The following is a 23,658-nucleotide window of genomic DNA, read 5'->3' as shown; positions in this document are numbered from 1 at the left end:
GTGCCCCTGAGTTATGCGAAAGTAGGCGGCAATCGTAAATGAAGAGCAAAAGTGCACCTGAATCCAGCGAATGCGGGCCGGACGGGGCAAATATAGTGCACTAGTACCCCCGAATGTACCGGATACGAGCAAAACGAGCAAATAAGGAGCACTAGTGCACCTCCCTACACTGGATGCCGCTAAAAGTAGGCGAAGAGTAAAAGAGAGTGGGCATTCATGCAATTTGGTGGAGCTATTACAATAAAAACCGCCAGTTACAGCAATCTTGCAATAGTACAGTAACAATCCTTTCAGCAGCATGCTATTCTTGGGCCAGCAACAGTATCAGTAACACTAGCAACTTGCCATGTCACACACTAGGACCAGGCATACGAACACCAGGATAGTTGCTGGAACGGGTAATGCGTTCACATGGCTACCCGGTATCTATTTATGTATGTAAGACCAAGAATTAAGGGAGGCGTAATCGTTGAAGCAGATCAAACAATGGATGCTTACTCTTGTGATGACGTTGCTGCTGACTGTAGTGCCAGCGGGGGCGGGGAGCGCGGCGGCTGTGCTGGAGGAGGTGCCTTTTCCGATGGATTCCAGCAATCAGGCGGGATGGTGGTCTCCTCTTGCCACTTACGGGCTTGGTTATGAGTATGCTTATATGGCTTATAACGCCCCGGGATCGATCCCCGGCAAGCATACGGTAGCTATTGCAAGAAGAGACAACGACGGGATATGGAGCAAGCTTCCGCTCATGGATGGGACAACCCCGGCGGAATATCTGGATGATCTCGGGCACAACCAGCCTTCTATGGCGAGAGACGGAAGCGGCCGGTTCCACGTTTTTGCTTCCATGCACAGCAATCCCTGGCGCTACTACCGCTCAGATACCGTGGGCGGGATTCCGCAGAACCACTCGGACGAGCTGCCCGCAGGCATGACGGTAACCTATCCGGTAGTCACGACCGCTCCGAATGGAGATCTGTATTTGCTGGTTCGCATTGACAAAGACCCGGCCGGCAAAAGAGAGGCTGTTCTGCTCCGCTGGAACAATGCCGACTCTGTATGGACTCAGGTCAAGACCATTGCGGCACATTTGAACCGGTCTGTCTATCCGGATGACCTGGTTTTTGATGCAAACGGCGACTTGCATATCTTGTTCGAGTGGGCGTATTTCGCCGCCAGCCCGCTGCGCCATCAGTTGTCCTATCTGAAGTACAGCCCGTCCACGGGGGTATTCAGCAAAGCGGATGGAACTCCGGTCACAGCGCCTGTCTCCCTGACTACGGCGGATATTGTGCAGCCTATGGCTCCAAGCGAAGCCTATGTGCAGAGCGGCAGTGATCCCGGCGGCCCGGGCGTACAGAGCGCCAAGATGACGCTTGATGCAGCGGGACGTCCGGTGATCGCTTACCGTTACCGTGAGGAGGGCAGCACTAGCTTTGCTGTGAAGCAGGCCACTTACGGTGCAGGGGGCTGGAAACTGCAGACCGTCTATAACGCTGCTCCCACCAACGCGGCCATTGATGTGACCTGGACGGGTACAACATCCAGAATCTATTATGTCAAAAGCAGCGGTACTGACCGTGCATTCATGGCAGTGAATACCGGCGGAGGCTGGACAGAGAGCTCGCTTGCACCGGGTATCCCGGTGGAAAGGCTGGCGGTAGACCGCTGCCCGAAGGGCATTGACATCTTGTACTTGGTAGATGTAACGAACCTGAAGCTTTACTATGGGCGAAATAACTAGGCTGGCCAAATTGATCACCGCACAACTATACTATCCACTTAATGAAAGGCCCGGACATTCGCCCGGGTTCTTTCATTTGCAGTTTGCCCGGAATGGGCATCATTTCCAGGATGTAAGTCCGGGCAGGTCTAACAAGCGCAGAATACATTGAGCTGCTATAATGTTTCATTAGAAGATTATTACGAAGCAAGGGGGAGCACCGGAACATGATTATATCGCTTGAACAGGTATCCTGGCGGCGTGAGCAGACGATGATTCTGCACGAGATGAATTGGCAGGTGGAGAAGGGACAGCACTGGTGCATAGTCGGTCTGAACGGATCAGGCAAGACGACGATGCTGAATGTCGTGAACGGCTATATCTGGCCGACCCAGGGTCAGGTGGAGGTGCTTGGCCACCGCTTCGGTGATGTGGATCTGCGGGAGCTGCGCAAGCGGATCGGCTGGGTCAGCACCTCTTTGCAGCAGAAGCTGTACGGCCATCAGACGGCGCTGAACATCATTTTGAGCGGCAAGTTCGCCACAATCGGACTGTACGACAAGACGGAAGAAGAGGACCTGAATCAGGCAGAGGAGTTGCTGGAATTCCTGGATTGCTCGGCTCTGGCCGCACGCACTTATGATACCTTGTCTCAGGGACAACGCCAGAAGATTCTCATCGCACGGGCACTCATTGCAAATCCTGAGCTGCTCATCCTGGACGAGCCGTGTACGGGACTGGATATTTTTGCGCGGGAGCAGCTGCTGCAGATGATCGAAAAGATCACGAAACAGGAAGGCGGCCCCACCTTGCTGTATGTGACCCATCATATCGAAGAGATTACACCCTGCTTCACGCATACCCTGCTGGTTAAAAAAGGGGAAATCTATAAAGCTGACGAGACCGCAGAATGCCTGAAGTCCGAGGTGCTCAGTGAGTTCTTTGATACTCCGGTTGAGGTGCAGGAGCACCATAACCGGAGATGGCTGACTTTGGGTTAATATAAGAGGCGTTCCGGGGAAGCCATGACAAATAATATTTTGTACCCGGGAGACATGCCGTGTCCATTCCATCAAGTCCGCAATATTGTGTAGGGCAGGACCATAAAAACCACAATATTAGGAGGAATGGCTTATGGCAGATGAAGGATGCAATCAAACCGCTTCCGGATCTTGCTCACATGCAGAGGGGAACTCCACGACCGCAAGCGGGTTTGCTTCTCACGCTGAGGGGTACCAGACCACAGCCAACGCTTCTGCGGCTCATGCTGAAGGGTACCAGACCCTTGCAGTTTTGGACACGGCCCATGCCGAAGGGAATGGTTCGCTTGCATCAGGACCGGCCTCACATGCGGAAGGCTACAGGACCTTTGCAATCAATGACGCTGCCCACGCTGAGGGAGGTTTAACTACTGCTTCCGGAACTCAATCTCACGCTGAGGGTGCTCAAACGGTTGCTTCGGGTGTAGCTTCACATGCGGAAGGCAATCAGAGCACTGCAAGTGGAGAATATTCCCACTCAGAAGGCTACCTGACTGTAGCTGCTGGTTCTGCTGCTCATGCAGAAGGCTTCTCAACACTGGCAAATGGGTTTATTTCTCATGCTGAAGGTTCCTTCACTGAGGCCAATGGAAACTTTTCTCATGCTGAAGGTTCAGGTACAATTGCAGGTGCTCAGAACTCTCATGCTGAAGGGAACAGTACAGTTGTTCTGCCAGAACACACTGATGCTCATATTATGGGTACTTATGGTGAAACACTGTTTCCTGCTTCTTGGCATTTAGCCAATGGTAATCCGGCCGCCCCTGACCTGGCTGCTGTGCTTCAGGGTTCTACAGGAAATTTATATCTTCAAGGCACTGTAATATCTCCTGGGGCAGACTATGCCGAAATGTTTGAGACGGTGGATGGATTGCCGATAGAGCCTGGATATTTTGTAACCACGGATGGAGAGCGGGTCAGAAAAGCAACCCCGTCAGATCAATATATCTTGGGCGTGGTCAGTGCAAGTCCTTCTGTGCTTGGTGATGCAAGTCCTTTGAACTGGAAAGGCAAATACGAAAGGGATGAATGGGGCAGGGTTAGATATGAAGACCGGGAAGTGAGGGCTGTGACAGACAGCAAAGGTAATGTTATGGCACCTGCATATACTATGAGCACGGCTGTTGTTAATCCCCAATTCGACCCTTCCCAAAAGTATGTATCGCGGATCGATCGTGCAGAATGGGTGGCTGTAGGAACCATGGGCAAGCTTCTGGTCCGGGATGACGGAACCTGCCAGGTGAACGGATACTGTCTGCCTGGTGAGAATGGAGTAGCGACCGCTTCAGTAACAGGGTATCGCGTTCTTGCAAGAACAGCACCGGATCAAATCAAAATTTATGTGAAATAAATGGTTCTGCAAGCGCGCAACGCAAAAATAGAAGGCAGCAATTCTCCAGTTATAGAGAATTGCTGCCTTTGTTATTGAGAATTAATTTTTATTGATACTTCGGCAGCCAGTCACCATGAGCCGCGATCAGGTCGTCGCACATACTGACAATGTCGTCCATCGACAGTTCGGCGGCGGTATGCGGGTCCAGCATGGCGGCATGGTAGATATGGTCCTTTTTGCGAGTCATAGCGGCTTCTATGGTCAGGAGCTGGGTGTTAATGTTGGTCCGGTTCAGCGCTGCGCACTGCGGCGGCAGATCGCCTACGAAGGTTGGCGTTACGCCGCTTCTGTCCACCAGACAAGGCACCTCGACACAGGCTTCACGCGGCAGATTGGTGATCAGGCCCGTGTTCATCACATTGCCGCCGATCTTGAACGGTACATCCGTCTCCATGGCTTCCAGGATGTAGGAGGCATACTCATGGGAACGCTCATGCGTCAGATCCTGGTTGTTCACCAGCTCTCCGCGCATCTGCTCCCACCCCTTAATCTGTTCCACGCAGCGGCGCGGATATTCGTCCAGCGGAATCTGGAAGCGTTCGATCAGCTCCGGGTAGTTCCGCTTAATGAAGTAAGGATGATATTCGGCATTATGCTCGGAGGACTCGGTAATATAGTAGCCGAATTTCAGCATCATCTCATAGCGGACCATATCATAATGCGGCTCAAGCTGCTTCTCGGCCGCGCGCCGTTTGATCTCCGGGTACAGATCCTCGCCGTCTCTCGTGACTTCAAGCAGCCAGGCCATGTGGTTGATGCCGGCGATTTTGGCTTGTACCCCTGTCTTGTCAATGCCGAGGTGGTCGAATAATCCAGGGATACACTGCTGCACGCTGTGACAGAGTCCAATAGTATTCACCCCGCCGTAAGTGTTCATGACATTCGTCAGAACGGCCATCGGGTTCGTATAATTCAAGAACAGCGCATCCGGGCACACCTCGCGGATATCGGCCGCGAAGTCCAGCATTACCGGGATGGTCCGCAGGTTGCGGAAGATGCCGCCGATGCCTACAGTGTCAGCGATCGTCTGGCGCAGGCCGTATTTCTTGGGAATCTCAAAATCGGTAATCGTACAAGGATCATACCCGCCGACCTGAATGGCGTTCACCACATATTTGGCACCGCGCAGCGCTTCCTTGCGGTCAGTATACATATTGACGGTACATGTGCTGCCGCTGCTTTTCTTCAGATTCTGGAGCATACTCGCTGAGTCATTCAAGCGCTGAAGATCGATATCGAATAATGCAAGCTCGAAGCCCTGAAGGGCAGGTGTAGCCATGATATCGCCGAGTACATTCTTCGCGAAGACGGTACTTCCGGCACCGATAAATGTAACTTTAGACATAAGTGATAAGCCTCCTATAAAATGCGTGAAAAGCCTTCTGTCATACAGCCACTTGCGGATGAAACTGACAGAAATGTGCTGGAACAGAAGCTTTTTGCGCTGATTTCTACTATAATCACTATAGAATAGAACCGCTGCGCAGGCTATGGAGAAAGACAAGATACATATGGAGGAATGTTGCATGGACCCGGAGCATTATGAATTCACCCTGGGCATCAACCTGACCCCGGAGGAGCAGGAGCTGTCCGTGCTGTTCAGCGGGGAAGGGAGGCCGCATCCCGGCCACACCGTCGGACCGTCTGTACATGATTTCTACCTGATCCATACCGTTCTTGCGGGCAGCGGCCGGTTCGAGAGCGATACATTCTCGGCGGAGTGCAAGGCAGGAGATACTTTTGTGATTATCCCGGGGATGTTATTCAGTTATAAGGCGGACGAGGACCACCCGTGGCATTATGCGTGGGTCGCCTTGCAGGGCATTGGCGTGCTGGATCAGCTTCGGGCGGTCGGGATCACCAGGGAGCGGCCCTTCGCCCATTCGGATTCGGTCCCGGAGCTGCATAACCTGTATAAGGGCATCCGGCAATCCTTCAAGCAATCCGCATATCCACGGCTGGAGAGCCTGGAGGCTTCGGGCTGGGTGCGGCTGCTGCTTCACCGCTTCGGGCGGGACAATCTGGATCAATTGCCGCCGCATCCAAGCGAAATGCCAGAGATGATCGACCGGCAGATCGACCAGGCGATCCGCTGGATTACGCTGCAGTTCCACCAGCAGCTCAGCATTGATCACATCGCGTCTTCGCTCGGCTATCACCGGGTCCATCTATCCAAGGCCTTCAAGCAGCGGACCGGAATGTCACCGAAGCAGTATTTGCTCAAAGTGAGGATGGACAAGGCCAAAGAGCTGCTCGCAAGCCCGCTGACCATCGAACAGGTAGCCTCATCGGTCGGCTTCAATGACGCCCTGTATTTCTCTAAGCAATTCCGCAAAGCTACGGGCATGCCGCCGAGTGAATACCGGGCCGCGCTTAGGAACGGGAACGAAAAAGATACAGGAGGATCAAACATATGAAACCGCAAGTTCAGCGAATCCGTGATCTGACCATAGTACGAAGAGGGGGAGGCCGGGTGCTGGTCATCGGCTGCGATTCCAGCGCCAGCATCGGGAATAAGCCGATGGATGCGGTGCAGACACCCCCGGCTGTCGCAGGCTATTATGCTGCCAGAGTTGCAGTAATGGAGGTGCTGTCTGTGGGGGCGGAGATCTTAACGGTCATCGATACCTTAGCGGTAGAGAAGGAGCCTACAGGGAATGAAATTATCCGGGGCATCCACAGGCTGCTTCAGGAAGCCGGACTGACTGCCGCCCACGTGAACGGCAGTACCGAGGATAATTTCGTGACCTGCCAGACCGGTATCGGTATTACCGTGATAGGGGAGGCGGATGAGACGCAGCTGAAGCTGGGATGTTCAAGTACAGGAGACTGCATCGTGATGCTGGGCGAACCGCTGGTCGGAAGCGCTGTTCTGGAGCAGGAAGCAAGCCAGTGTACCCTCCGGCAGCTTCAGCTTCTGGCAGGCGCGCCGGAGGTCCATGACATTCATCCGGTCGGCTCGAAGGGAGCCGGGTATGAAGCAGGACTGCTGGCGGAGCTAAGCGGCTGCAGCTTCCAGCCGGTGCCTGGAATAGAGGATAAGCTACAGGCATCCGGGGGGCCGGCGACAGCGGTGATTTTTGCGGCAGAGGAACGCAGGATTAGCGAGCTTCAGTCCAGAATAGGAGGCAAAATGGAGATTATCGGTTATTTGCAGCCTTGAACGGCTTGCGTAAGATCCATACAAGTGCGAATCAAGGCGGCTTTGATTAAGGCAAATCTGCCTTGCCAGCAAACAAATGGATAAACGTATCTTAATTTCCCTCTTTCTGCGAAATGTCCTGAAGCAAGTGGAAAAATAGCAACTGCTGCTTACAGATTAGGCCGTTTCAGGTAACGAGTGATTATTTAAGTGCCATTTTTCCAATTGTTTCCCTAGCATGGCCCATACGTTCCTCAGGAAGTGGAGAAAATCCAACTAAATGCGCTCCCGCAAACATACACATCCCAGTCTCATCCGCTATCCAAGCGCAATGGGCACTGCCAGCCCCTTGCAGACAGGGAGTGGTATGAGCTGGAGAATGTACAATCTTTCTATCAATTTTTCAATCAGCATAAGCATCTGTTTGAATAAGGCTTAATAAGCGCTAGGAAGCGCCACAATTGACATCATTCAAATTCAAAGTTATTATAGACACACATAGTCCTTAATAAGGGCGATGCTGATGTACATTGCAGATTGGCGATGTACATTGGACGATGCAGGTTGGTCGACGCTGATGTACATTACAGATTGGCAGCACAGATTGGTCGATGCAGTTGTGCAATACAGACTGGCGACGCAGGTGAGCGATGGAGATGCGGTGTCTATTTTTTTGTGATATTCACGGACTACGGAAGTCTCTAATATCCACAAATCAATCTGCCGTCACCGCCACACCAGACACCAACCACTCAAACCAACCACAGGGAGGAATTACAAATGACGAATCTGAAAAATAATGATGCCGCAAATGTAGTTAATACAGATGCAGCAAATGCAGCAAATGCAGACGCAGTAATTATCGGCGGTGGCCCAGCCGGGCTTAATGCTGCGCTGATGCTGGGCCGTGCACGCAAACGGACGATTGTGATTGATGCCGGGCAGCCGCGTAATGCGGTCACCCGGGAAGCGCACGGCTTTCTGACCCGGGACGGGATCGCTCCGTTCGAACTCCGGCGGATTGCCATAGAACAGCTAGGCGCTTATCCATCCGTTTCACACATTGAAGATACAGTAGTGTCCATTACCGGTGAGGATGGGGCTTTCCTGCTGGAGACGGCTTCAGGGCTTAAGCTGACCAGCAAGAAGCTGCTGTTCGCCGCAGGCATGAAGGACCGCAGGCTGGACATTCCGGGGCTGGCCAAGGTCTACGGGAAGAGCGCCTTTGTCTGTCCGTACTGCGATGGCTGGGAATTAAGAGATCAGCCGCTGGTAATCATCAGCAGAGGAGCAGCACTCATGCATCTGGCTCCGTTGTTATATGGGTGGACTAAGCAATTTGCGGTCTGCACGAATGGACCCGATGAGCTGACAGAAGCAGAACGCGAAGAATTGCGTGCCCACGCTATTCCGTTATTCGATAATCCTATTCGCGAGATTGCATCAGATGAAGGCATGGTTAAGCATGTGAAGCTTATGAATGGAACGGAAATTCCGTGTACCGGAATATTCTTCCGGCCTGAGCTGGCTCCGGGAACGGATCTGCCGCATTCCCTGGGCTGCCGGATATCTGAGCAGGGTATCCTGGAAGTCGGCGAGTCCGGTCAGACCAGCGTGCCCGGGATCTACGCCGCCGGGGATGCCGCCTCCATGATGCATCAATCCATCGCTGCGGCCGCATCGGGCGCCCTGGCTGCTGCTGCGGTGAATGGCGAATTGAACCGGGAAGCCTGGAAGACCGGGCTTGCATAATTTTTCCCCCAATAGCACAGGATAACATCACTATGAATATGAAATTCAAAGGATAGCGCAGGGAGGGAGTACGGATGAATACTGCATCGGAAGCAGAACAGGAGACCCAGCTGACCCGGCGGCTGGCAGAGAATGGACAGGTGCTGCGCGGAGTGTTTGCGGGCTGTGAGGATGTGGTGTTCCATTCGTTCCAGACGATTCATCGTACTTCCGCGCTCTGTGTGTACTGTACAGGATTATGTGATACGGAGCGGCTGGAGCAGCAATTGCTGGCCCCGCTGGAGCAGACTGGTCTTGCAGTTGAACCGGCAGTGGAAGGGTCTGCTGAGGTTCCGGTCGCCTCGATTCACCAGATTAGAACCGTAGGACAAGCCGTAACAGCGATCCTGGACGGTGAAGCTGTGCTTTTGCTGGATGGCCTGGCTTCGGGTAAGGGCTATCCTCTATACAAGGTGCCCACCCGGACTCCCGAAGAACCGGCGGCTGAATCCACTGTGCGCGGTGCCCGTGACGGCTTCACGGAAGCTCTGGCTACGAATCAGTCTCTATTGCGTATGCGGCTTAAAACGCCAGCATTGAAGCTGCATTCTAACACTATTGGAGAGTACAGCCATACGAAGGTCACCCTCGCTTATGTGGAAGGAATCATTCAGCCGGGACTTGTCACTGAAGTCAAAAAACGGCTAAGCCGCCTGAATATCAAGGATGTGCTGGAGAGCCAGTATATTGAGCAGGGCATCATTGACCAGCCCTTTTCACCGTTTCCGCAGATGATTGCCACGGAGCGCCCGGATGTGGTGGTCTCCAATCTGCTGGAGGGCCGGTTTGCGCTGCTGATTGACGGGACTCCCTTCAGTCTGATTGCCCCGGTTAACATGTTCTCCATGCTGCAATCCCCGGAGGATTACTACGAGAACATTTACATGAGTATTTTTGTCCGCTGGCTCAGATACATCTTCTATGCTCTGTCGCTCCTGCTCCCTTCGGCTTACGTCGCCATCACCACCTTCCATCAGGAGATGATACCTACCGTACTGCTGCTGAGTATCGCGCGGGCGAGAGAGGAGATCCCTTTTCCGGCCCTGGTGGAAGCGCTCATTATGGAGATAGCCTTCGAGGCGCTGCGGGAGGCCGGCGTCCGGCTGCCGAAGCAGATAGGTTCCGCTGTCAGTATCGTGGGCGCACTAATCATAGGCCAGGCTGCCACCACTGCGGGAATTGTCTCTGCACCGATGATCATTATCGTGGCGATCACGGGCATTGCTTCCTTCATGGTTCCGCGTTATTCCGCCAGTATCGCAACCCGTCTGCTGCGGTTCCCCATGATGATTCTGGCAGGCACGATGGGGCTGATCGGCGTCATGCTCGGCATCATCCTGGTGGTCATTCATCTTAGCAGTCTGCGTTCGTTCGGCAGGCCCTATCTGTCACCGGCAGCTCCGACATTCAGCAAGGGCTTGAAGGATGTATTGTGGATCTCGCAGCCGCGGAGCAAATGACGGCAGCCAGACTTCACCAGAGAAGGGGATTCTTATGTTGACTGACAAAGGGAAAATATCTGTTACCCAGCTGGCCTTCCTTGTTTTCCCCTCGATTCTTGCCACCGCTATCCTGTCTGTCCCCGGGATCACCATGCATTATGCAGGACATGATATGTGGTTATCGCCTATCCTGGGCTCGCTGATTGGAGTAACGGTTATAGGGATCTCGCTTGGACTGAACCGGCTTTATCCCGGCAAGACCATTATGCAGTCCAGTCTGCTGATCGCCGGGTGGCTGCCGGGCAAGGTGATCGGGCTGGGTTTTCTGCTCTTTCTGCCCCATTTGAACGGCCTGATTATTCTGGAATACGGCGAGTTCATTGTGAATAATGCACTTCCCAAGACGCCGCTGCTTGTCATTATGGGGACGATGGTTGCGGTCTGCGCGATTAATGTAAGGCAGGGCATAGAGGTGGTCAGCCGGACCGCCCAGGTGTTCGTTACGCTCCTGGTGGTGATGCTCTGCCTGATCTTTGTGCTCCTGACCGGAGAACTCCGGCCTGCCGAGCTGCTTCCGTTCATGGAGAACGGATTCGTTCCTATCGTCAAAGGTGCGGTGGCTCCGGCGGCATGGTTCAGTGAATATACTGTGCTGGCCTTTCTGCTGCCCTACATCAACAGCAAGAAACATCTGGGCCGGACGATGCTCGTTTCGCTTGTCGTAACGACACTGGCGATGACTGTGACCAATCTGTTCTGCCTGCTGCTGATGGGTGATTTGACGGACAGCTTTGCTTTTCCGGTGATGATTGCTGCACGTTACATTACGATTGCCGATTTCTTGCAGCATATTGAGGCGCTCATTATTGCGATCTGGATCTTCGGGATCTTTGTCAAAATCTCTGTCTTTCTCTACATCTTCGCCACCTCAGCCGCTGAATGGTTCGGGCTGAACGATTATAAACCGCTGGTGATTCCGCTCGCCTTCGTAAGCATGTTGTTCTCTTACTGGGTAGTTACGGGCGCGGCGGGCGCGGCTGCGCTTATCAGTGCTTCGGCTAACATATATACAATGATGTTCCTGGTGGGGATTCCCGCTGCAATCTATGGACTGGCTCTGCTGAAGAAGGGGCTGAAGCTTCTGAGCAAGGGATGATGATAAGGAGGGAGGGCAATGCGGGGCTGCAGAGTCATGATTATGCTGCTGCTGAGCAGTATACTGCTCAGCGGATGCTGGGACCGGACGGAGATCAATGACCTGGCCATCGTGCTCGCCACCGGCGTGGATTATAAAGACGGCCAGGCACAATTGACGGCCCAGATCTTCATTCCGCGTAAAGGAAGCGGCGGCTCGGAGAGCGGCGGGGCAGGCGAAAGCGCAAGCGGAGTCACCATGACCCGCACTGCTGAAGGAGTGAACATTGCGGAAGCCTTGAACCGGCTGCAGCGGAAGGTCGCCCGCCATATGTTCTGGGGCCAATGTGAGGTGATTGTGATCAGTGAAGAGGCGGGGAAGCAGGGGCTGCGGGAATTCGTCGATTTCTTCCTCCGTTATCCGCAGTTCCGCGAACATGCGTATATCTTCTCCAGCAAGGATTCCGCCAAGGATATTCTTGCCCTGCTGGACCCGCTGGAGCGCAGCTCCTCCGAATCTCTCCGGGAAATGGCGAATATGAACCTGGGCACGCGTGTGACTCTGCTGGAATTATCCCAATCCATTCAGGGAGCCAGCGGTTCGGCCATCCTAACCCGTATCCTGATTGCTCCCCCGGAACCGAACGATGGACCGAATGCGACGACCCCCTCACTCAAGGGGTTAAGCCTGTATAAGCACGGCCGTTATTCCCTCACTGTAAAAGAACCGGTAAGCCTCGGAGTATTGCTCATGATTAATGAGCTTAATAATATTATCATGCCGGTTACTCTGGAAGGGGAGAAGGGGGCCTTCTCGATCCTGTCTAAACAAATCACCACCATGCTGAAGCCAAGCATCGTTAATGGGGAATGGATGATGAAGGTCCGGATTGTGGCGAGTGGAGAGGTCGTTCTGAATACAACTGATGCCAATCTGACTGATCCGTCGAAGGTGATAGCGCTGAAGAAGGCTTGGGAGAAGCGGCTTAAGGAAGCTGCCGATCAGGCACTCCATATGTCCCAAAAGGAGCAGAAGACCGACTTTTACAGATTCGCCGATTCCTTCCGCAAACATTACCCGCAAGAGTGGAAGGCAAAGAAGGAACAGTGGGAGACTATGTACCCCGAGCTGCAGGTGGAGGTCTCCGTCAAGACGAGTATTACTGGTAACGGAAGATCAACCGGGCCCCAAGGCATACCAGAGCAATCGGCCAACTGATGGAAGGTACGCCTGAATTCCAGCAACCATACAAGGATGTGGGAAGCATGAAAATGGCAATGATCCTAAGTATTCTGCTGCTGTCCTGCGGGATCATTATTTTTGAATTCCGGGGCAGTAAGGACAAGAAAGCCAGAAAGGTGATTGCAGGCATTACGTTTGCTGCGGCGGGTCTTACCATTCTTCTGTTATTTCAACCAGGCTTGCCGGGTCCCACCGAGCTGGTGAAGCTGTTGTTCGGCAGAATCGATCTGATTATGAAATGAAGCTTAAGGCAGTCCCTCCGGGGGCTGTCTTTTAAGTTATTACCAAATTCATTTAAGCGATTACATTTTCTTATCTCCCGGCGCAGCTATAATGAAGAACAAGAGAGCTCCTTAATACAGCCGGAGGGATGGGAGAAATGAAAGCGGTTTTAAACAATCAGCAAGATCAAATCGGACTCACGCGAAGACACACCTTTTGGCTCAGGATCAGGAGAGATGCCCTACTCTACATCCTTTTGCTGCTGCCACTCCTGTACATTGCCATTTTTAAATATGCACCGATTTACGGCTTGATTATGGCCTTTCAGGATTACAATATTTTTCAGGGGACGAGTGGAAGCGAATGGGTCGGACTTGATGTGTTCCGGTTTATTTTTCAGCAGGACAGCTTCTACCGTGCCCTCAAAAATACGCTGGTCCTGAATGTGCTGGATCTGGTGGCGGGCTTCCCGGCCCCGATTATCCTGGCGATTCTGCTTAACGAGGTCCGCATGGCCCGATTTAAGAAATTAACGCAGACGATTCTCTATCTGCCTCACTTCATGTCCTGGGTAATTATCGGCGGGATTGTCTATCTGATGTTCTCCAACAGCGGGATGGTTAATCTTTTCCTGGATAGCCTGGGCCTGTCGAAAATTGAATTCTTGTCGCAGAAGACCCCTTGGCTGGTCACCTATATTACTGTGGGGGTATGGCAGAACATCGGGTGGGGGACGATTATTTATCTCGCAGCGATTACCGGCATCAACAAGGAGCTGTATGAAGCGTCCGATATGGACGGCTGCAGCAGACTCCGCAAAATGTGGCATATTACACTGCCGGGCATTAAATCTACGATTAACATTCTGCTGATTCTTCAGATTGGCCGAATGGTATCGATCGGGTTCGACCGCCCGTTTGTAATGGGGAATTCACTGGTCAGCGAATATTCCGATGTCATCAGCACCTTCGTGTACAGAGTGGGCATCAGCTCGGGAGACTTCTCCCAGGCAACGGCCGTCGGGCTATTCCAGTCTGTGGTAGGTCTGACCCTGCTGATCGGTGCCAACTATATTGCGAAGAAATTGGGTGAGGATGGGATATGGTGAGAGCGGCAAGTACGATACGAACAGGGCGGATTGGCCGGAAAACAAGTGTGGCAGATATTGCGATTATAGTCTTTATAGTGGCTTTGTCGTTCACCTGCATTGTCCCGTTCCTATATATGATAGCGTTATCATTCAGCTCCAACGAAGCGATTATCTCGCAAAAGGTTAGCTTATGGCCGGTAGACTTCACTGTAGAGACATATAAGACGATTCTGAGCGATGCCGATATGCTGTATACGCTGGGCTATAGTATTGTCCTGACGATTTTTTACACGGTGGTGTGTATGTTCCTGACCATCTGTGCGGCGTATCCGTTAACGAAAAAGCGGCTGTGGGGGAGAAACTTCCTGTTGTCCGCTCTGGTCTTCACGATGTATTTCAGCGGCGGTCTGATTCCTTCCTATATCCTGATCAAGAACCTGGGGATGATGGATACGATATGGAGTCTGGTGCTGCCGGGCGCGATGAGTGTATTTAATCTGATTATCCTGAAAACCTTCTTCAGCTCCCTTCCCGAGAGTCTGGAGGAATCGGCGTCCATCGACGGGTGCTCGGATCTGGGAATTCTTCTCCGGATTGTCCTGCCCCTCTCGCTGCCTTCGATTGCCACCTTAAGTCTCTTCTATGCCGTAGACCGGTGGAACGGATTCCAGGATGCGTTATTTTATATTACCAAAAAAGAGCTCTATCCCATGCAGCTCAAGCTGTACCAGATCATCTCAGCCAACCAGCAGTTGGACAGTCAGCAGGGCGGCGAGGGCAGTGTCGGCTCGTTCATCGTGCCAGAGTCGCTGAAGGCCGCAAGCGTCATGTTCACCACGATTCCGATTCTGCTGATCTACCCCAAGCTGCAGAAGTATTTCGTAGACGGTGTAATGACGGGCGCGATAAAGGGCTGAGGCGGGTATACTCTGCGGAAGGGGGGAGGCCAGACTGGGGGAAGTTGAAGCTGCCTGGGCAAGAAAGCTATAATCTGGATTACTATCATGATAAGAGATGAAAGGGTGGTATACCGTGAAGACAGGCATCAAGAAAATATCGGCCGTTCTGTGCAGCACCGTGCTGCTGGCCGGCGTTGCAGCGGGCTGCGGCGGCAATGATAAAGAGAGCAAAGAGACAGCCGCGCCGGAGTCGTCTAATGCAGCAAAATCTCCTTCTGATCCTCCTGCAAAGCTGACGGTGGAGGTGTTCGACAGAGGGGTTCAGGGCCAGCCGGATCTGAATAATAATTTCTGGACGAAATATGTGAATGAGCATTTCGGCAAGCCGAATAACGCCATTGTGGAATATGTACCGGTTCCCCGGTCCCAGGAGGTTGATAAGCTGAACGTATTAATGGCTGCGGGCCAGGCTCCGGACATCTCGTTCACCTATGACGGGACACTGGTGACCCGCTTTGCCAAAAGTGACGGCCTCTACACGCTCGACGAGCTGCTGGAGAGCCACGGCCAGCAATTAAAGGCTTATCTCGGGGAGAACGTTCTCGCTTACGGCAAATATAACGACAAGCAGGTATCCATCCCGGGCAAGCGCACCCTGCTGGCCTGGAACGGGATGTTCATCCGTAAGGATTGGCTCGACAAGCTCGGGATGCCGCTTCCGACCAATAGAGATGAGTTATACAATACGCTGGTGGCCTTCCGCGACAAGAACCCGGGCAATGTGAACGGCGTCATTCCCTGGGCAACGGCGGCAGCCGGCATGAACTACACCTTCGGCAACCTCGTTCAATCCTTCTGGGGCCAGATGTCAGAGGAGGAATTCGTCACCACGCCGAACTGGCTGAAGCCGGGCAACAAAGATGCCTACAAATGGCTGAATAAGCTGTATAATGAGAAGCTGATCAGCCCCGATTTTGCCCTGGACAAAACCACCAAGCAAGCGGATGCCGATGTCACCAACGGCAAGGTCGGCTTCTATGCCGCCAACTGGGATTATCCGATGACCCAGAAAATCCGTGAACCACTGAAGCAAAACTCGCCGGATGCCCACTATGTTCCGGTGGATACCTTCAAAAATGCCGAAGGCAAATACCTCAAAGAGGTATATAATGAGAACGGAATCTTCTCCTTCATTCCTAAAAGCAGCAAAAACGCGGAGCTGGCGGTCAAATATCTGAACTGGATGGCGGACCCGGAGGTGATGTTCTTCCTGCAGTTCGGTGAAGAAGGCGTTCACCATACGCTGAAAGACGGCATTCCGCAAGGGATATCACAGACCGGCGAGAAAATGCAGATGAGTAATTTGAACATGGATTATACGATGATTGTTAACGGCGCTGAGCTGGGCGACACCGAAAAGAACGTCAAAACCTATGCCGCAGCCCTGGCCTCCGGGGATAAGCAGTATGAGGAACTCGCTATGGAATCGTACAAAATTAACACAACAGACGGCTATTCATCCTTCTATTACGGAGTGCCGAACGAATCCAACATCAAATACGGCAAGACGCTGGGCGATATGAACAAGCAGATGATTGACCGGTTGATCGTGGCCAAGGAGTCCGAATTCGACGCCTTGTACGATAAGCTGGTCAAAGAATACATGGATGCCGGCGGTAAAGCGGTTCAGGAAGAGAATGTGAAGAACTACAGGGAAGTCACAGCGAATAAGAAGTAACACCTGAAATACGGATAAACCACCGGCTGTTCATTGGCCTGGTTTATCCGCATTTCCTTTGTGTAACCACATCAGAAGAATCCACAGTCTCAGGAGGATATCCATGTACAAGGTCATTATTGTAGATGATGAGTCGTGGGCGATTAGAGGGATCAGCAATGCCTTTGACTGGGAGCAGTATGGCTTTGAAATCTCGGGACAGTTCACAAGTGCATATCAGGCGTGGGAAGCCATCGCCTTGCAGGAGCCGGATCTGGTGGTCACAGATATCCGGATGCCGGAGATTTCCGGGCTCGATCTGATGAAGCGGGCCAAAGCGCAGGGCATAGACTCGGAATTCGTCATTATAAGCGGATATGCGGAATTTGAATACGCCCAGGAAGCGCTGCGCTACGGGGCCTTGGATTACTTCCTCAAGCCGCTGGATGTGGATATGACCGATACGTTCCTGGCGAAGCTCGCCCTGCACTTCTCCCGGCGAAGTGCGGCGCGCAATCATCTTCTATTGGATGCGCTTACCTCGGCAGATGAAGATGAGATCAGGCGCTGCCTTCCTGCCGGCATGAGTGCAGGCTGCTGCCGGGTGCTTGCTGTCCATTATGAGGCAGACCGGCCGGAGCTCGGCGAATTGCTGAAGCTGGACGGGCAGCCGGTTCATGTGCTGGAGGTAGAGAACGGAGCAAGCACCCTGCTGGCGGTTCTGATCACAGAGCAGGAGAGTGAGCTGGAAGGAATCACGGATGAATGGCCTGCGGCCGCAGGCAGTCCAGGGCTTCCTGTGGTGGGGATCAGCAGCATCGGCAGCGGGCTTAAGCAGATCAGCAAGCTGATCAAGGAAGCAGAGCTGGCGGCCTCCCGGGTATTCGTGGATGATGCTTCCGGCGCATTTCACTATTATAATCCCAAGCTGCCTCTGGTGAAGCCCTGTATAGATGAGCTGCACTCTATAGTTCATGGTAATCAATATGACAGCATCGAGACTTACATCCTGGGCTTGCAGGAATACTTCAGGCTTCATGAGCTGGGAATGATTGAGGTGGTCTACTTATGGAATCAGGCCGTCGGACTTCTGACGAGCGCTTATTCGGAAGAACTCAGAGACATGGAGCTGGAGTTCCTGAATTATGCTGAGCTGAAGGAGCGGTTCGAGGATCTGGAGTCGCTGTGCAGCTTCCTGCATGACGTTCTTACCGTGCTCCGGCAAGGGAATAGCCGTGCTTTGCAGGAAGGGGATATTCTCTCCTGCTTCAACCGGATGGTCGCCTATATCGACCGGAATTATGAGCAGAAGCTGTATTTGAAGGAGCTGTCGGTCCAATTTTTCATCAATCAGGTGTATTGCTGTCAATTGTTCAAGAAGAATCTGGGCAAAACCTTCTCTGAATACGTGGCTGAGCTGAGGATCAGGAAAGCCCGCGGGCTTTTGCAGCAGACAGACCTGTCTATTGAGAGCATTGCCATCCAGTCCGGGTATGTAGATTACTATTATTTCAATAAGGTGTTCAAGAAGCACTGCGGGATGACGCCCGCCAAATTCAGAAAAAGGGAAAGTGAACGGAGCAACAGGCCATGAAGACCGGCAAGGTGAAATTGAAGCATCAGCTATGGCTGTTCATCGTGTGCTCCATCCTGATCTTCATGGTCATGGAGTTCTACTTCTTCTACAGCTTCTCGAATCTGACACAGAAGCGGGCGGTCACCTACAGCAACAAGATGATTGAGCAGACCCGCCGCAAGATTGATTCGGTGTTCAATGATATCCGGATCAGCACCGGCTTTGCGGTCAACAGCAAGCTGATTCAGGAATTCACCATCGCCGATGATGATTACAAAAGGGCGTTCGACAGCGCTCCCTATGCCCTGGATCTGATGGAATATATGCGGTCCTTCAATTCCTATGTGAACGGCATCATGATCAATGATCTCCAGGGAAGACGCCTCTCCAGCGAGGATTCTGCAAGCGGCGATATTTTTTATATTAACCTGTATGAGACCTTTATCCGCCCGTACAAGAACGATCCTGCGCTTCGGCAGAAGGGGAAGTTCACCGCCATTCTGAAGGATGACCGGACAGGGACAGATCAGTTCTTCTATATTGCTCCCATTGTGGAGTCGATCGGGGGCGTCCATTTCTCACAGATTACGGGTTACTGCATGGTGATGGTCAATATGGACAAAATGCAGGGACTGGTCGCGAATACGGAATTAACGCAGAACTCCACCTTGTATATTCTGAATAACCGGGACGAGGTGGTTGCCTCCACCAATTCCTATGCGCGGGGCAATGTGATCAAAGATGTGCTGTCTATGGACAAGAACCAATTGCTTAACGGGGTAAAAGCAACGATCGGCGGCAAGGAGGTTCTCGTTCAGGTTAAGGGGCTGGAGCAGGCTGACGGGTGGCGTGTGGTCAGTATGATCCCGGTGCAGGAACTGACGGCCGACATGATTCCCATGCGGAAGGTTAGCATTATGGTCGGCCTTGGTATTATTGTGAGTATGATTATTACAGGCAGCTTCTTCTTACACAATCTGATGCGTCCCCTGATGGGATTGGTCATGGATATGAAGAAGGTGGCAGGGCGGGACAGAGGCTTCCGGATCAAAGTCCGGTTCACCAACGAGGTGGGCCTGCTGGCCCAGGATATTAACCGGATGATGGATGAGATGGACGAAATGACGCGGGAGATGTTCAATACCCAGGCCAGACTATACGAATCCGAGCTGAGCCAGAAGCAGGCGGAGTTCTCTGCCCTGCAGAGCCAGATTAATCCCCACTTCCTGTATAATACGCTGAATTGTATCAGCAGCATCGGACTGGAGTATGGAAGCCGGGAGATTGCACAAATTACGTACTGCATGTCCAAGATCTTCCGCTATAGCATCAAGAAGGATGATCTTGTGCAGATCCGTGAAGAGGTAGACTGCATACAAGCTTACATGAAGATCATCCTGATCCGCTACGAGAATAAATTCTCCTTGTCGCTCGATGTGGAGGAGAGCTTGCTGGAGCTGCAGACCCCTAAGATGATCCTCCAGCCCATCGTGGAGAATTCGGTCTATCACGGGCTGGAACGGATGGATCAGGGTGGAAGCCTTCAGATTACCGGGAGCCTGGATGCGCGCGGAGATGTGTGCTTCTGTATTACGGATACCGGCAGGGGAATGGAGCCGGAGGAACTGGCCGCCCTTCAGGCCAAGCTTGGCCTGGAGCATAAGGAGCTGGCTCTGACCGGGCAATCGGCACAGGGCATCGGGCTGCTGAATATTCATAACAGGCTCCGCCATCTGTTCGGAGCAGGCTACGGACTTACCGTTGACAGCCGATTAGGCTATGGGACAACTGTGAACGTGAAAATTCCGAAGCTGCCGGGAGGAGTTAATAGTATATGAGTTTGGACAGGGCACCTCCGTTTAGCGGGAGGTGCCCTGTTTGGCTGCATGGGGGGGGGCAGGCTTCAGGATGAGCTACGTTTATCCAATTATTTGTTAGCCAAGTATCCAATTGTTTGTTTACTGAGCCTGACTCGTTGTCGCACTGTAATTATTTTCTACTAAAACGGTTACAAAAACAATTTAAGATAGTCCATTTTTTTAAGCGGTCCTGGAGGGTATTATGAGTACGCTAGCCGGAGTCATCATTCGAACGAGAAGGAGATGAAAAAATGAAAGCGGTTAATTCAGCCCGGAAAGAACAGAAGTGGTCCAGAACAAGCGTCAAAGCTCTGCTGCTCAGCCTAGCGGTCCTGCTCATGCTGCCTCAGTGGGGAGGGAGAGCTGCGGCGGAAGAGTCGGGGACGTCACTACCAGAGCCGGTAGTGGCTGCACAAGGAGGAACGAATGTGACGGATTTCTACAATGTCATCATGCAGACCGGGGCCGATCCCTGGGTATACAAGCACACGGACGGCTATTATTACAACACCTTTGTTAATGCCAGTGGAGTGATGGTCCGCAGGTCGAAGACGATTACCGGTATTGAAGCAGGCGAGCGGAGTCTGGCTTGGTCGCCAGTTAAGGGAACCATGTACAGCTCCAACGTGTGGGCGCCGGAGATGCATTATCTCAAAGATACGGACGGCCAGTACAAATGGTATATCTACGTTGCAGCCGATAACGGAACCAACGCTAACCACCGTATGTATGTGATGGAGAATGCCAGTGCCGATCCGATGACCGGAAGCTGGACCTTCAAAGGCAAGATTACCGATGCCACGGACCGCTGGGCGATTGACGGCACTGTGCTGACGATCGGTGACCAGCACTACTTCATCTGGTCCGGCTGGGAGGACACCGATGGCAGCTTTCAGAATCTGTACATCGCCAGAATGAGCAATCCATGGACGATCAGCTCGCAGCGCGTGCTCCTGTCCACACCGGAGTATGACTGGGAGACCTCACCCGGCCGGATTAATGAAGGCCCGCAGATTACGATCAAGGGGAACAAGATCAATCTGGTCTACTCCGCCAATGGGAGCTGGACAGACAGCTATAGTCTCGGCTTGATCACCGCCAGCACCAGTGCCGATCTGATGAATCCCGCTTCCTGGACCAAGCGTAATCAGCCGATCTTCTCCAGCGCGAACGGTGTCTATGGCCCGGGCCATCACAGTATCGTGACCTCACCGGACGGGACCGAGGACTGGATCATCTACCACTCCGCCCGCTGGCCGGGCTCAGGCTGGACCCGCAATGTCCGCGCGCAGAAGTTCTCCTGGAACGCAGATAACACGCCGAACCTGGGAGAACCCGTTAATCCGAACAGTCCGATAGCAATCCCATCAGGCGAGCCAGCCCGGATTCGTTATCAAGCTGAAGAAGCTCTGCTTGTAAAAGATCCGGCTGGCACTTCATCCCCAGCAGTCCGGCGCGAAAGCTCCGCCTCCGGCGGGATGAAGATCACCAATCTGGCTAACGCTTACGACTACGCCCAGTTCAACGTTAACGTGCCGGAAGCGGGCTTCTATGTGATGTCCGTGCGCAACAGCAACGGCTCTGCGAATGCGGGGGATGCCTCCCATATCCTGTCGGTCAACGGCGGGCCCGGAGCGACGATGAATATTGTCTATTCCGGCGCGAACCGCTGGGGAGCCTCCACGGCGAAAATCTATCTTCAGCAGGGAGACAACGTTCTCCGCTTCACCAAGGGGAATAATCTGGCCGACATCGATAGCCTGGATCTATCCCGGCTGAATACAACGGAGCTGCTGTTCGGGACTCCCGGATATACGCTTGGTCTTAACGAGATCCGCAGTCTGCCCCTTTATACAGTAACAGGAACTACCTATGCTGCTATCACGGCAGGCGTGATCCTGACCTCGTCCGATACGAATGTAGCCGTGATTCAAGCAGGGAATCAGGTGAAAGCCGCCGGAGCAGGAAGTGCAACCATTACCGCCACTTATAACGGCAAAACTGCTGCCGTTGCAGTTAACGTCAAGGCTGAACCGAAAACAGTACAGTCCTTGACGCTCACCGGGCCTGAGCCTGTGCTGATCAGCGGCCAGATCAGCTCACCGTTGCGGGCAACAGCATATTACAACAATTATGAAGTTCAGGATGTAACAGGAAGTGCGCAATATACCAGCAGCAATCCAGGCGTGGCAGTCATCGACCCGGCCACCCATACGGTAAATTCCGTTCAACCGGGCACGGCGCTAATTACTGCCTCCTATGGTGGCAAGCAAACCACTCACCGTATAACGGTCATTGCCGCGTCAAATGCCGTTCAGGTCACTTCAACAGTGAAGACACCTTCAGGCGTGGTTCCCGTGCTTCCGGGCGTTGTAAATGCCGTCTACCACAACCAGACGGTTCAGGCCCAGGTGACCGGCAGCGAGACGGCAGGACTGGACTTCAGCACCATTGGCACGGTTCAGATTCCTGTGACGCTCAAGATCAGCGGCCAGGAGTTCTCCTCCACTATCTCTGTAGAGGTTGTACCTGGTTATGGTCTGGATGAGATCGTAAGTCAGCTGCGCAGCAAGCTGGCAAATAACTCTTATCCGCTTGGAAACGGGGCAGGCAATTATAGCGCTGCCAAGTATGCTGACTTCGTTGCCGCTGTGGATCAAGCGGAGACGCTGGCGGGCAATGCGGAATTAACGCTGGCGCAGTTCAATGCAGAACTGAATGCGCTGGCTAGTGCGGAAGCCGCCCTGCTGAATTCACTGAATACCACGCAGAACGGCATAACTTATAAGGCGTACCGGGATTTCTCCGGCGATACAGCAGGCAAATATCCTTACGGCATTACTGCGCAGGATTTGACGAATGGCGCTACGGCTGTAGTCCAGGAAGAAGCCGGCAACAAATTTCTGCGGCTGACCACGACCGCGGTATCAGGCAAAGCCAACCTGTTCCTGCCTTATCTTGGGGAGGTTAGTGCTGCGGGGAATCAGCGCATTGTCATAGAGTACCGCGTCCGGTTAAACAGCAGCTTCCAGTATGCCAACGGCGCCATGGTAAGAAATGATAGCGGTACAAGCAACTATTCGATGGTTACAGCGTTCGATTCCGGTAAAATCCTTGTGCAAAATGGCGGTTCCAACAAGGTCAAGGTGAGAGACTTCTCGTTGGGCACATGGTACGCCATCAAAATGGTAGCGAACTGGGATGCCAAGACGTACAGCGTGTATATCAACAATGAATCTGTTCCGGCTGCTACGGATTTCGCCTTCCGCCACACTGGCGGCAGCACTCTGACCGGACAACTGTTCGGTGTTGACGGCTACGCGAATGCGTCCATCGACTTCGACGATTTCAAGGTTAGGGTTACCGGAGATTAACCAGCGGAGGGATAGA

Annotated in this window: 18 protein-coding genes; 17 read left to right on the top strand and 1 reads right to left on the bottom strand. The window is 52.9% G+C overall.

All coding sequences use genetic code 11. The annotated features are described in order from the left end of the window. Positions 1-469: 469 nt before the first annotated feature. From C173_RS17980 to C173_RS17970, 3 genes are all read left to right on the top strand, one after another. Positions 470-1,741: a BNR-4 repeat-containing protein gene (locus C173_RS17980; protein WP_200869564.1), complete on the top strand. Its 1,272-nt coding sequence runs from the start codon at positions 470-472 to the stop codon at positions 1,739-1,741. Between the two features lie 206 nt (positions 1,742-1,947). Beyond that, on the top strand, positions 1,948-2,721 hold the full coding sequence (locus C173_RS17975) for an ABC transporter ATP-binding protein (protein WP_036727051.1): 774 nt from the start codon (positions 1,948-1,950) through the stop codon (positions 2,719-2,721). A 133-nt stretch (positions 2,722-2,854) separates the two neighbouring features. Continuing rightward, entirely contained in the window at positions 2,855-4,111 is a 1,257-nt protein-coding gene (locus tag C173_RS17970; protein ID WP_036727049.1) for a peptidase G2 autoproteolytic cleavage domain-containing protein, read from the top strand. An 88-nt stretch (positions 4,112-4,199) separates the two neighbouring features. Here C173_RS17970 and C173_RS17965 read toward each other — a convergent pair whose 3' ends face one another. Further along, entirely contained in the window at positions 4,200-5,498 is a 1,299-nt protein-coding gene (locus C173_RS17965) for an alpha-glucosidase/alpha-galactosidase (protein ID WP_036727048.1), read from the bottom strand. A 181-nt stretch (positions 5,499-5,679) separates the two neighbouring features. On the opposite strand from C173_RS17965, the gene C173_RS17960 reads away from it, so the two are divergent. From C173_RS17960 to C173_RS33385, 14 genes are all read left to right on the top strand, one after another. After that, entirely contained in the window at positions 5,680-6,570 is an 891-nt protein-coding gene (locus tag C173_RS17960) for an AraC family transcriptional regulator (protein ID WP_036727046.1), read from the top strand. Beyond that, a complete protein-coding gene (locus C173_RS17955) occupies positions 6,567-7,316 on the top strand; it encodes an AIR synthase related protein (RefSeq protein ID WP_036727044.1) in 750 nt (249 codons plus the stop codon). The genes C173_RS17960 and C173_RS17955 overlap by 4 nt, the downstream gene beginning before the upstream one ends. A 529-nt stretch (positions 7,317-7,845) precedes the next feature. Next, positions 7,846-7,974: a hypothetical protein gene (locus tag C173_RS35375; RefSeq protein ID WP_268748456.1), complete on the top strand. Its 129-nt coding sequence runs from the start codon at positions 7,846-7,848 to the stop codon at positions 7,972-7,974. A 101-nt stretch (positions 7,975-8,075) separates the two neighbouring features. Continuing rightward, positions 8,076-9,047, top strand: coding sequence for an NAD(P)/FAD-dependent oxidoreductase (locus C173_RS17950; protein ID WP_081751227.1), 972 nt, complete (start codon positions 8,076-8,078; stop codon positions 9,045-9,047). A 74-nt stretch (positions 9,048-9,121) separates the two neighbouring features. Beyond that, positions 9,122-10,546 carry a spore germination protein gene (locus C173_RS17945; RefSeq protein ID WP_036727042.1) on the top strand — a complete coding sequence of 475 codons (1,425 nt, stop codon included), beginning with the start codon at positions 9,122-9,124 and terminating at the stop codon, positions 10,544-10,546. 34 nt (positions 10,547-10,580) lie between these two features. Beyond that, complete coding sequence (locus tag C173_RS17940; protein WP_036727041.1) at positions 10,581-11,684, top strand: GerAB/ArcD/ProY family transporter; 1,104 nt, start codon at positions 10,581-10,583, stop codon at positions 11,682-11,684. 18 nt (positions 11,685-11,702) lie between these two features. Next, positions 11,703-12,881 carry a Ger(x)C family spore germination protein gene (locus C173_RS17935; protein WP_036727039.1) on the top strand — a complete coding sequence of 393 codons (1,179 nt, stop codon included), beginning with the start codon at positions 11,703-11,705 and terminating at the stop codon, positions 12,879-12,881. 47 nt (positions 12,882-12,928) lie between these two features. Then, positions 12,929-13,147: a hypothetical protein gene (locus tag C173_RS17930; RefSeq protein ID WP_036727038.1), complete on the top strand. Its 219-nt coding sequence runs from the start codon at positions 12,929-12,931 to the stop codon at positions 13,145-13,147. Positions 13,148-13,284: 137 nt separating this feature from the next. Beyond that, on the top strand, positions 13,285-14,235 hold the full coding sequence (locus C173_RS17925) for an ABC transporter permease (RefSeq protein WP_081751225.1): 951 nt from the start codon (positions 13,285-13,287) through the stop codon (positions 14,233-14,235). Continuing rightward, positions 14,229-15,134 carry a carbohydrate ABC transporter permease gene (locus tag C173_RS17920; RefSeq protein WP_051478146.1) on the top strand — a complete coding sequence of 302 codons (906 nt, stop codon included), beginning with the start codon at positions 14,229-14,231 and terminating at the stop codon, positions 15,132-15,134. The genes C173_RS17925 and C173_RS17920 overlap by 7 nt, the downstream gene beginning before the upstream one ends. 115 nt (positions 15,135-15,249) lie before the next feature. Continuing rightward, positions 15,250-16,854, top strand: coding sequence for an extracellular solute-binding protein (locus C173_RS17915; RefSeq protein ID WP_155991530.1), 1,605 nt, complete (start codon positions 15,250-15,252; stop codon positions 16,852-16,854). A gap of 103 nt (positions 16,855-16,957) precedes the next feature. Continuing rightward, positions 16,958-18,427, top strand: a complete 1,470-nt coding sequence (locus C173_RS17910) for a response regulator (protein ID WP_036727035.1) — start codon at positions 16,958-16,960, stop codon at positions 18,425-18,427. Continuing rightward, the gene (locus C173_RS17905) at positions 18,424-20,247 is read left to right on the top strand and encodes a sensor histidine kinase (protein WP_036727033.1); all 1,824 of its coding nucleotides are present in this window, start codon (positions 18,424-18,426) and stop codon (positions 20,245-20,247) included. Before C173_RS17910 ends, C173_RS17905 begins: the two co-directional genes overlap by 4 nt. Positions 20,248-20,519: 272 nt before the next feature. Further along, positions 20,520-23,642: a family 43 glycosylhydrolase gene (locus C173_RS33385; RefSeq protein ID WP_063830926.1), complete on the top strand. Its 3,123-nt coding sequence runs from the start codon at positions 20,520-20,522 to the stop codon at positions 23,640-23,642. Positions 23,643-23,658 lie beyond the last annotated feature (16 nt).

Source organism: Paenibacillus sp. FSL R7-277, from assembly GCF_000517965.1.
Taxonomy (GTDB): Bacteria; Bacillota; Bacilli; order Paenibacillales; family Paenibacillaceae; genus Paenibacillus_AQ; species Paenibacillus_AQ silagei.
Note: the sequence above shows the minus strand (reverse complement) of the source record. Positions and strands in the feature narration are given on the sequence as shown.

Bases quoted from the DNA above. Each gene is read 5' to 3' on its own strand.
- C173_RS17975 (WP_036727051.1), top strand. From the start codon at position 1,948: ATGATTATATCGCTTGAACAGGTATCCTGGCGGCGTGAGCAGACGATG.
- C173_RS17970 (WP_036727049.1), top strand. From the start codon at position 2,855: ATGGCAGATGAAGGATGCAATCAAACCGCTTCCGGATCTTGCTCACAT.
- C173_RS17965 (WP_036727048.1), bottom strand. From the start codon at position 5,498: ATGTCTAAAGTTACATTTATCGGTGCCGGAAGTACCGTCTTCGCGAAG.
- C173_RS17960 (WP_036727046.1), top strand. From the start codon at position 5,680: ATGGACCCGGAGCATTATGAATTCACCCTGGGCATCAACCTGACCCCG.
- C173_RS17955 (WP_036727044.1), top strand. From the start codon at position 6,567: ATGAAACCGCAAGTTCAGCGAATCCGTGATCTGACCATAGTACGAAGA.
- C173_RS17950 (WP_081751227.1), top strand. From the start codon at position 8,076: ATGACGAATCTGAAAAATAATGATGCCGCAAATGTAGTTAATACAGAT.
- C173_RS17945 (WP_036727042.1), top strand. From the start codon at position 9,122: ATGAATACTGCATCGGAAGCAGAACAGGAGACCCAGCTGACCCGGCGG.
- C173_RS17940 (WP_036727041.1), top strand. From the start codon at position 10,581: ATGTTGACTGACAAAGGGAAAATATCTGTTACCCAGCTGGCCTTCCTT.
- C173_RS17935 (WP_036727039.1), top strand. From the start codon at position 11,703: ATGCGGGGCTGCAGAGTCATGATTATGCTGCTGCTGAGCAGTATACTG.
- C173_RS17930 (WP_036727038.1), top strand. From the start codon at position 12,929: ATGAAAATGGCAATGATCCTAAGTATTCTGCTGCTGTCCTGCGGGATC.
- C173_RS17925 (WP_081751225.1), top strand. From the start codon at position 13,285: ATGAAAGCGGTTTTAAACAATCAGCAAGATCAAATCGGACTCACGCGA.
- C173_RS17920 (WP_051478146.1), top strand. From the start codon at position 14,229: ATGGTGAGAGCGGCAAGTACGATACGAACAGGGCGGATTGGCCGGAAA.
- C173_RS17910 (WP_036727035.1), top strand. From the start codon at position 16,958: ATGTACAAGGTCATTATTGTAGATGATGAGTCGTGGGCGATTAGAGGG.
- C173_RS17905 (WP_036727033.1), top strand. From the start codon at position 18,424: ATGAAGACCGGCAAGGTGAAATTGAAGCATCAGCTATGGCTGTTCATC.
- C173_RS33385 (WP_063830926.1), top strand. From the start codon at position 20,520: ATGAAAGCGGTTAATTCAGCCCGGAAAGAACAGAAGTGGTCCAGAACA.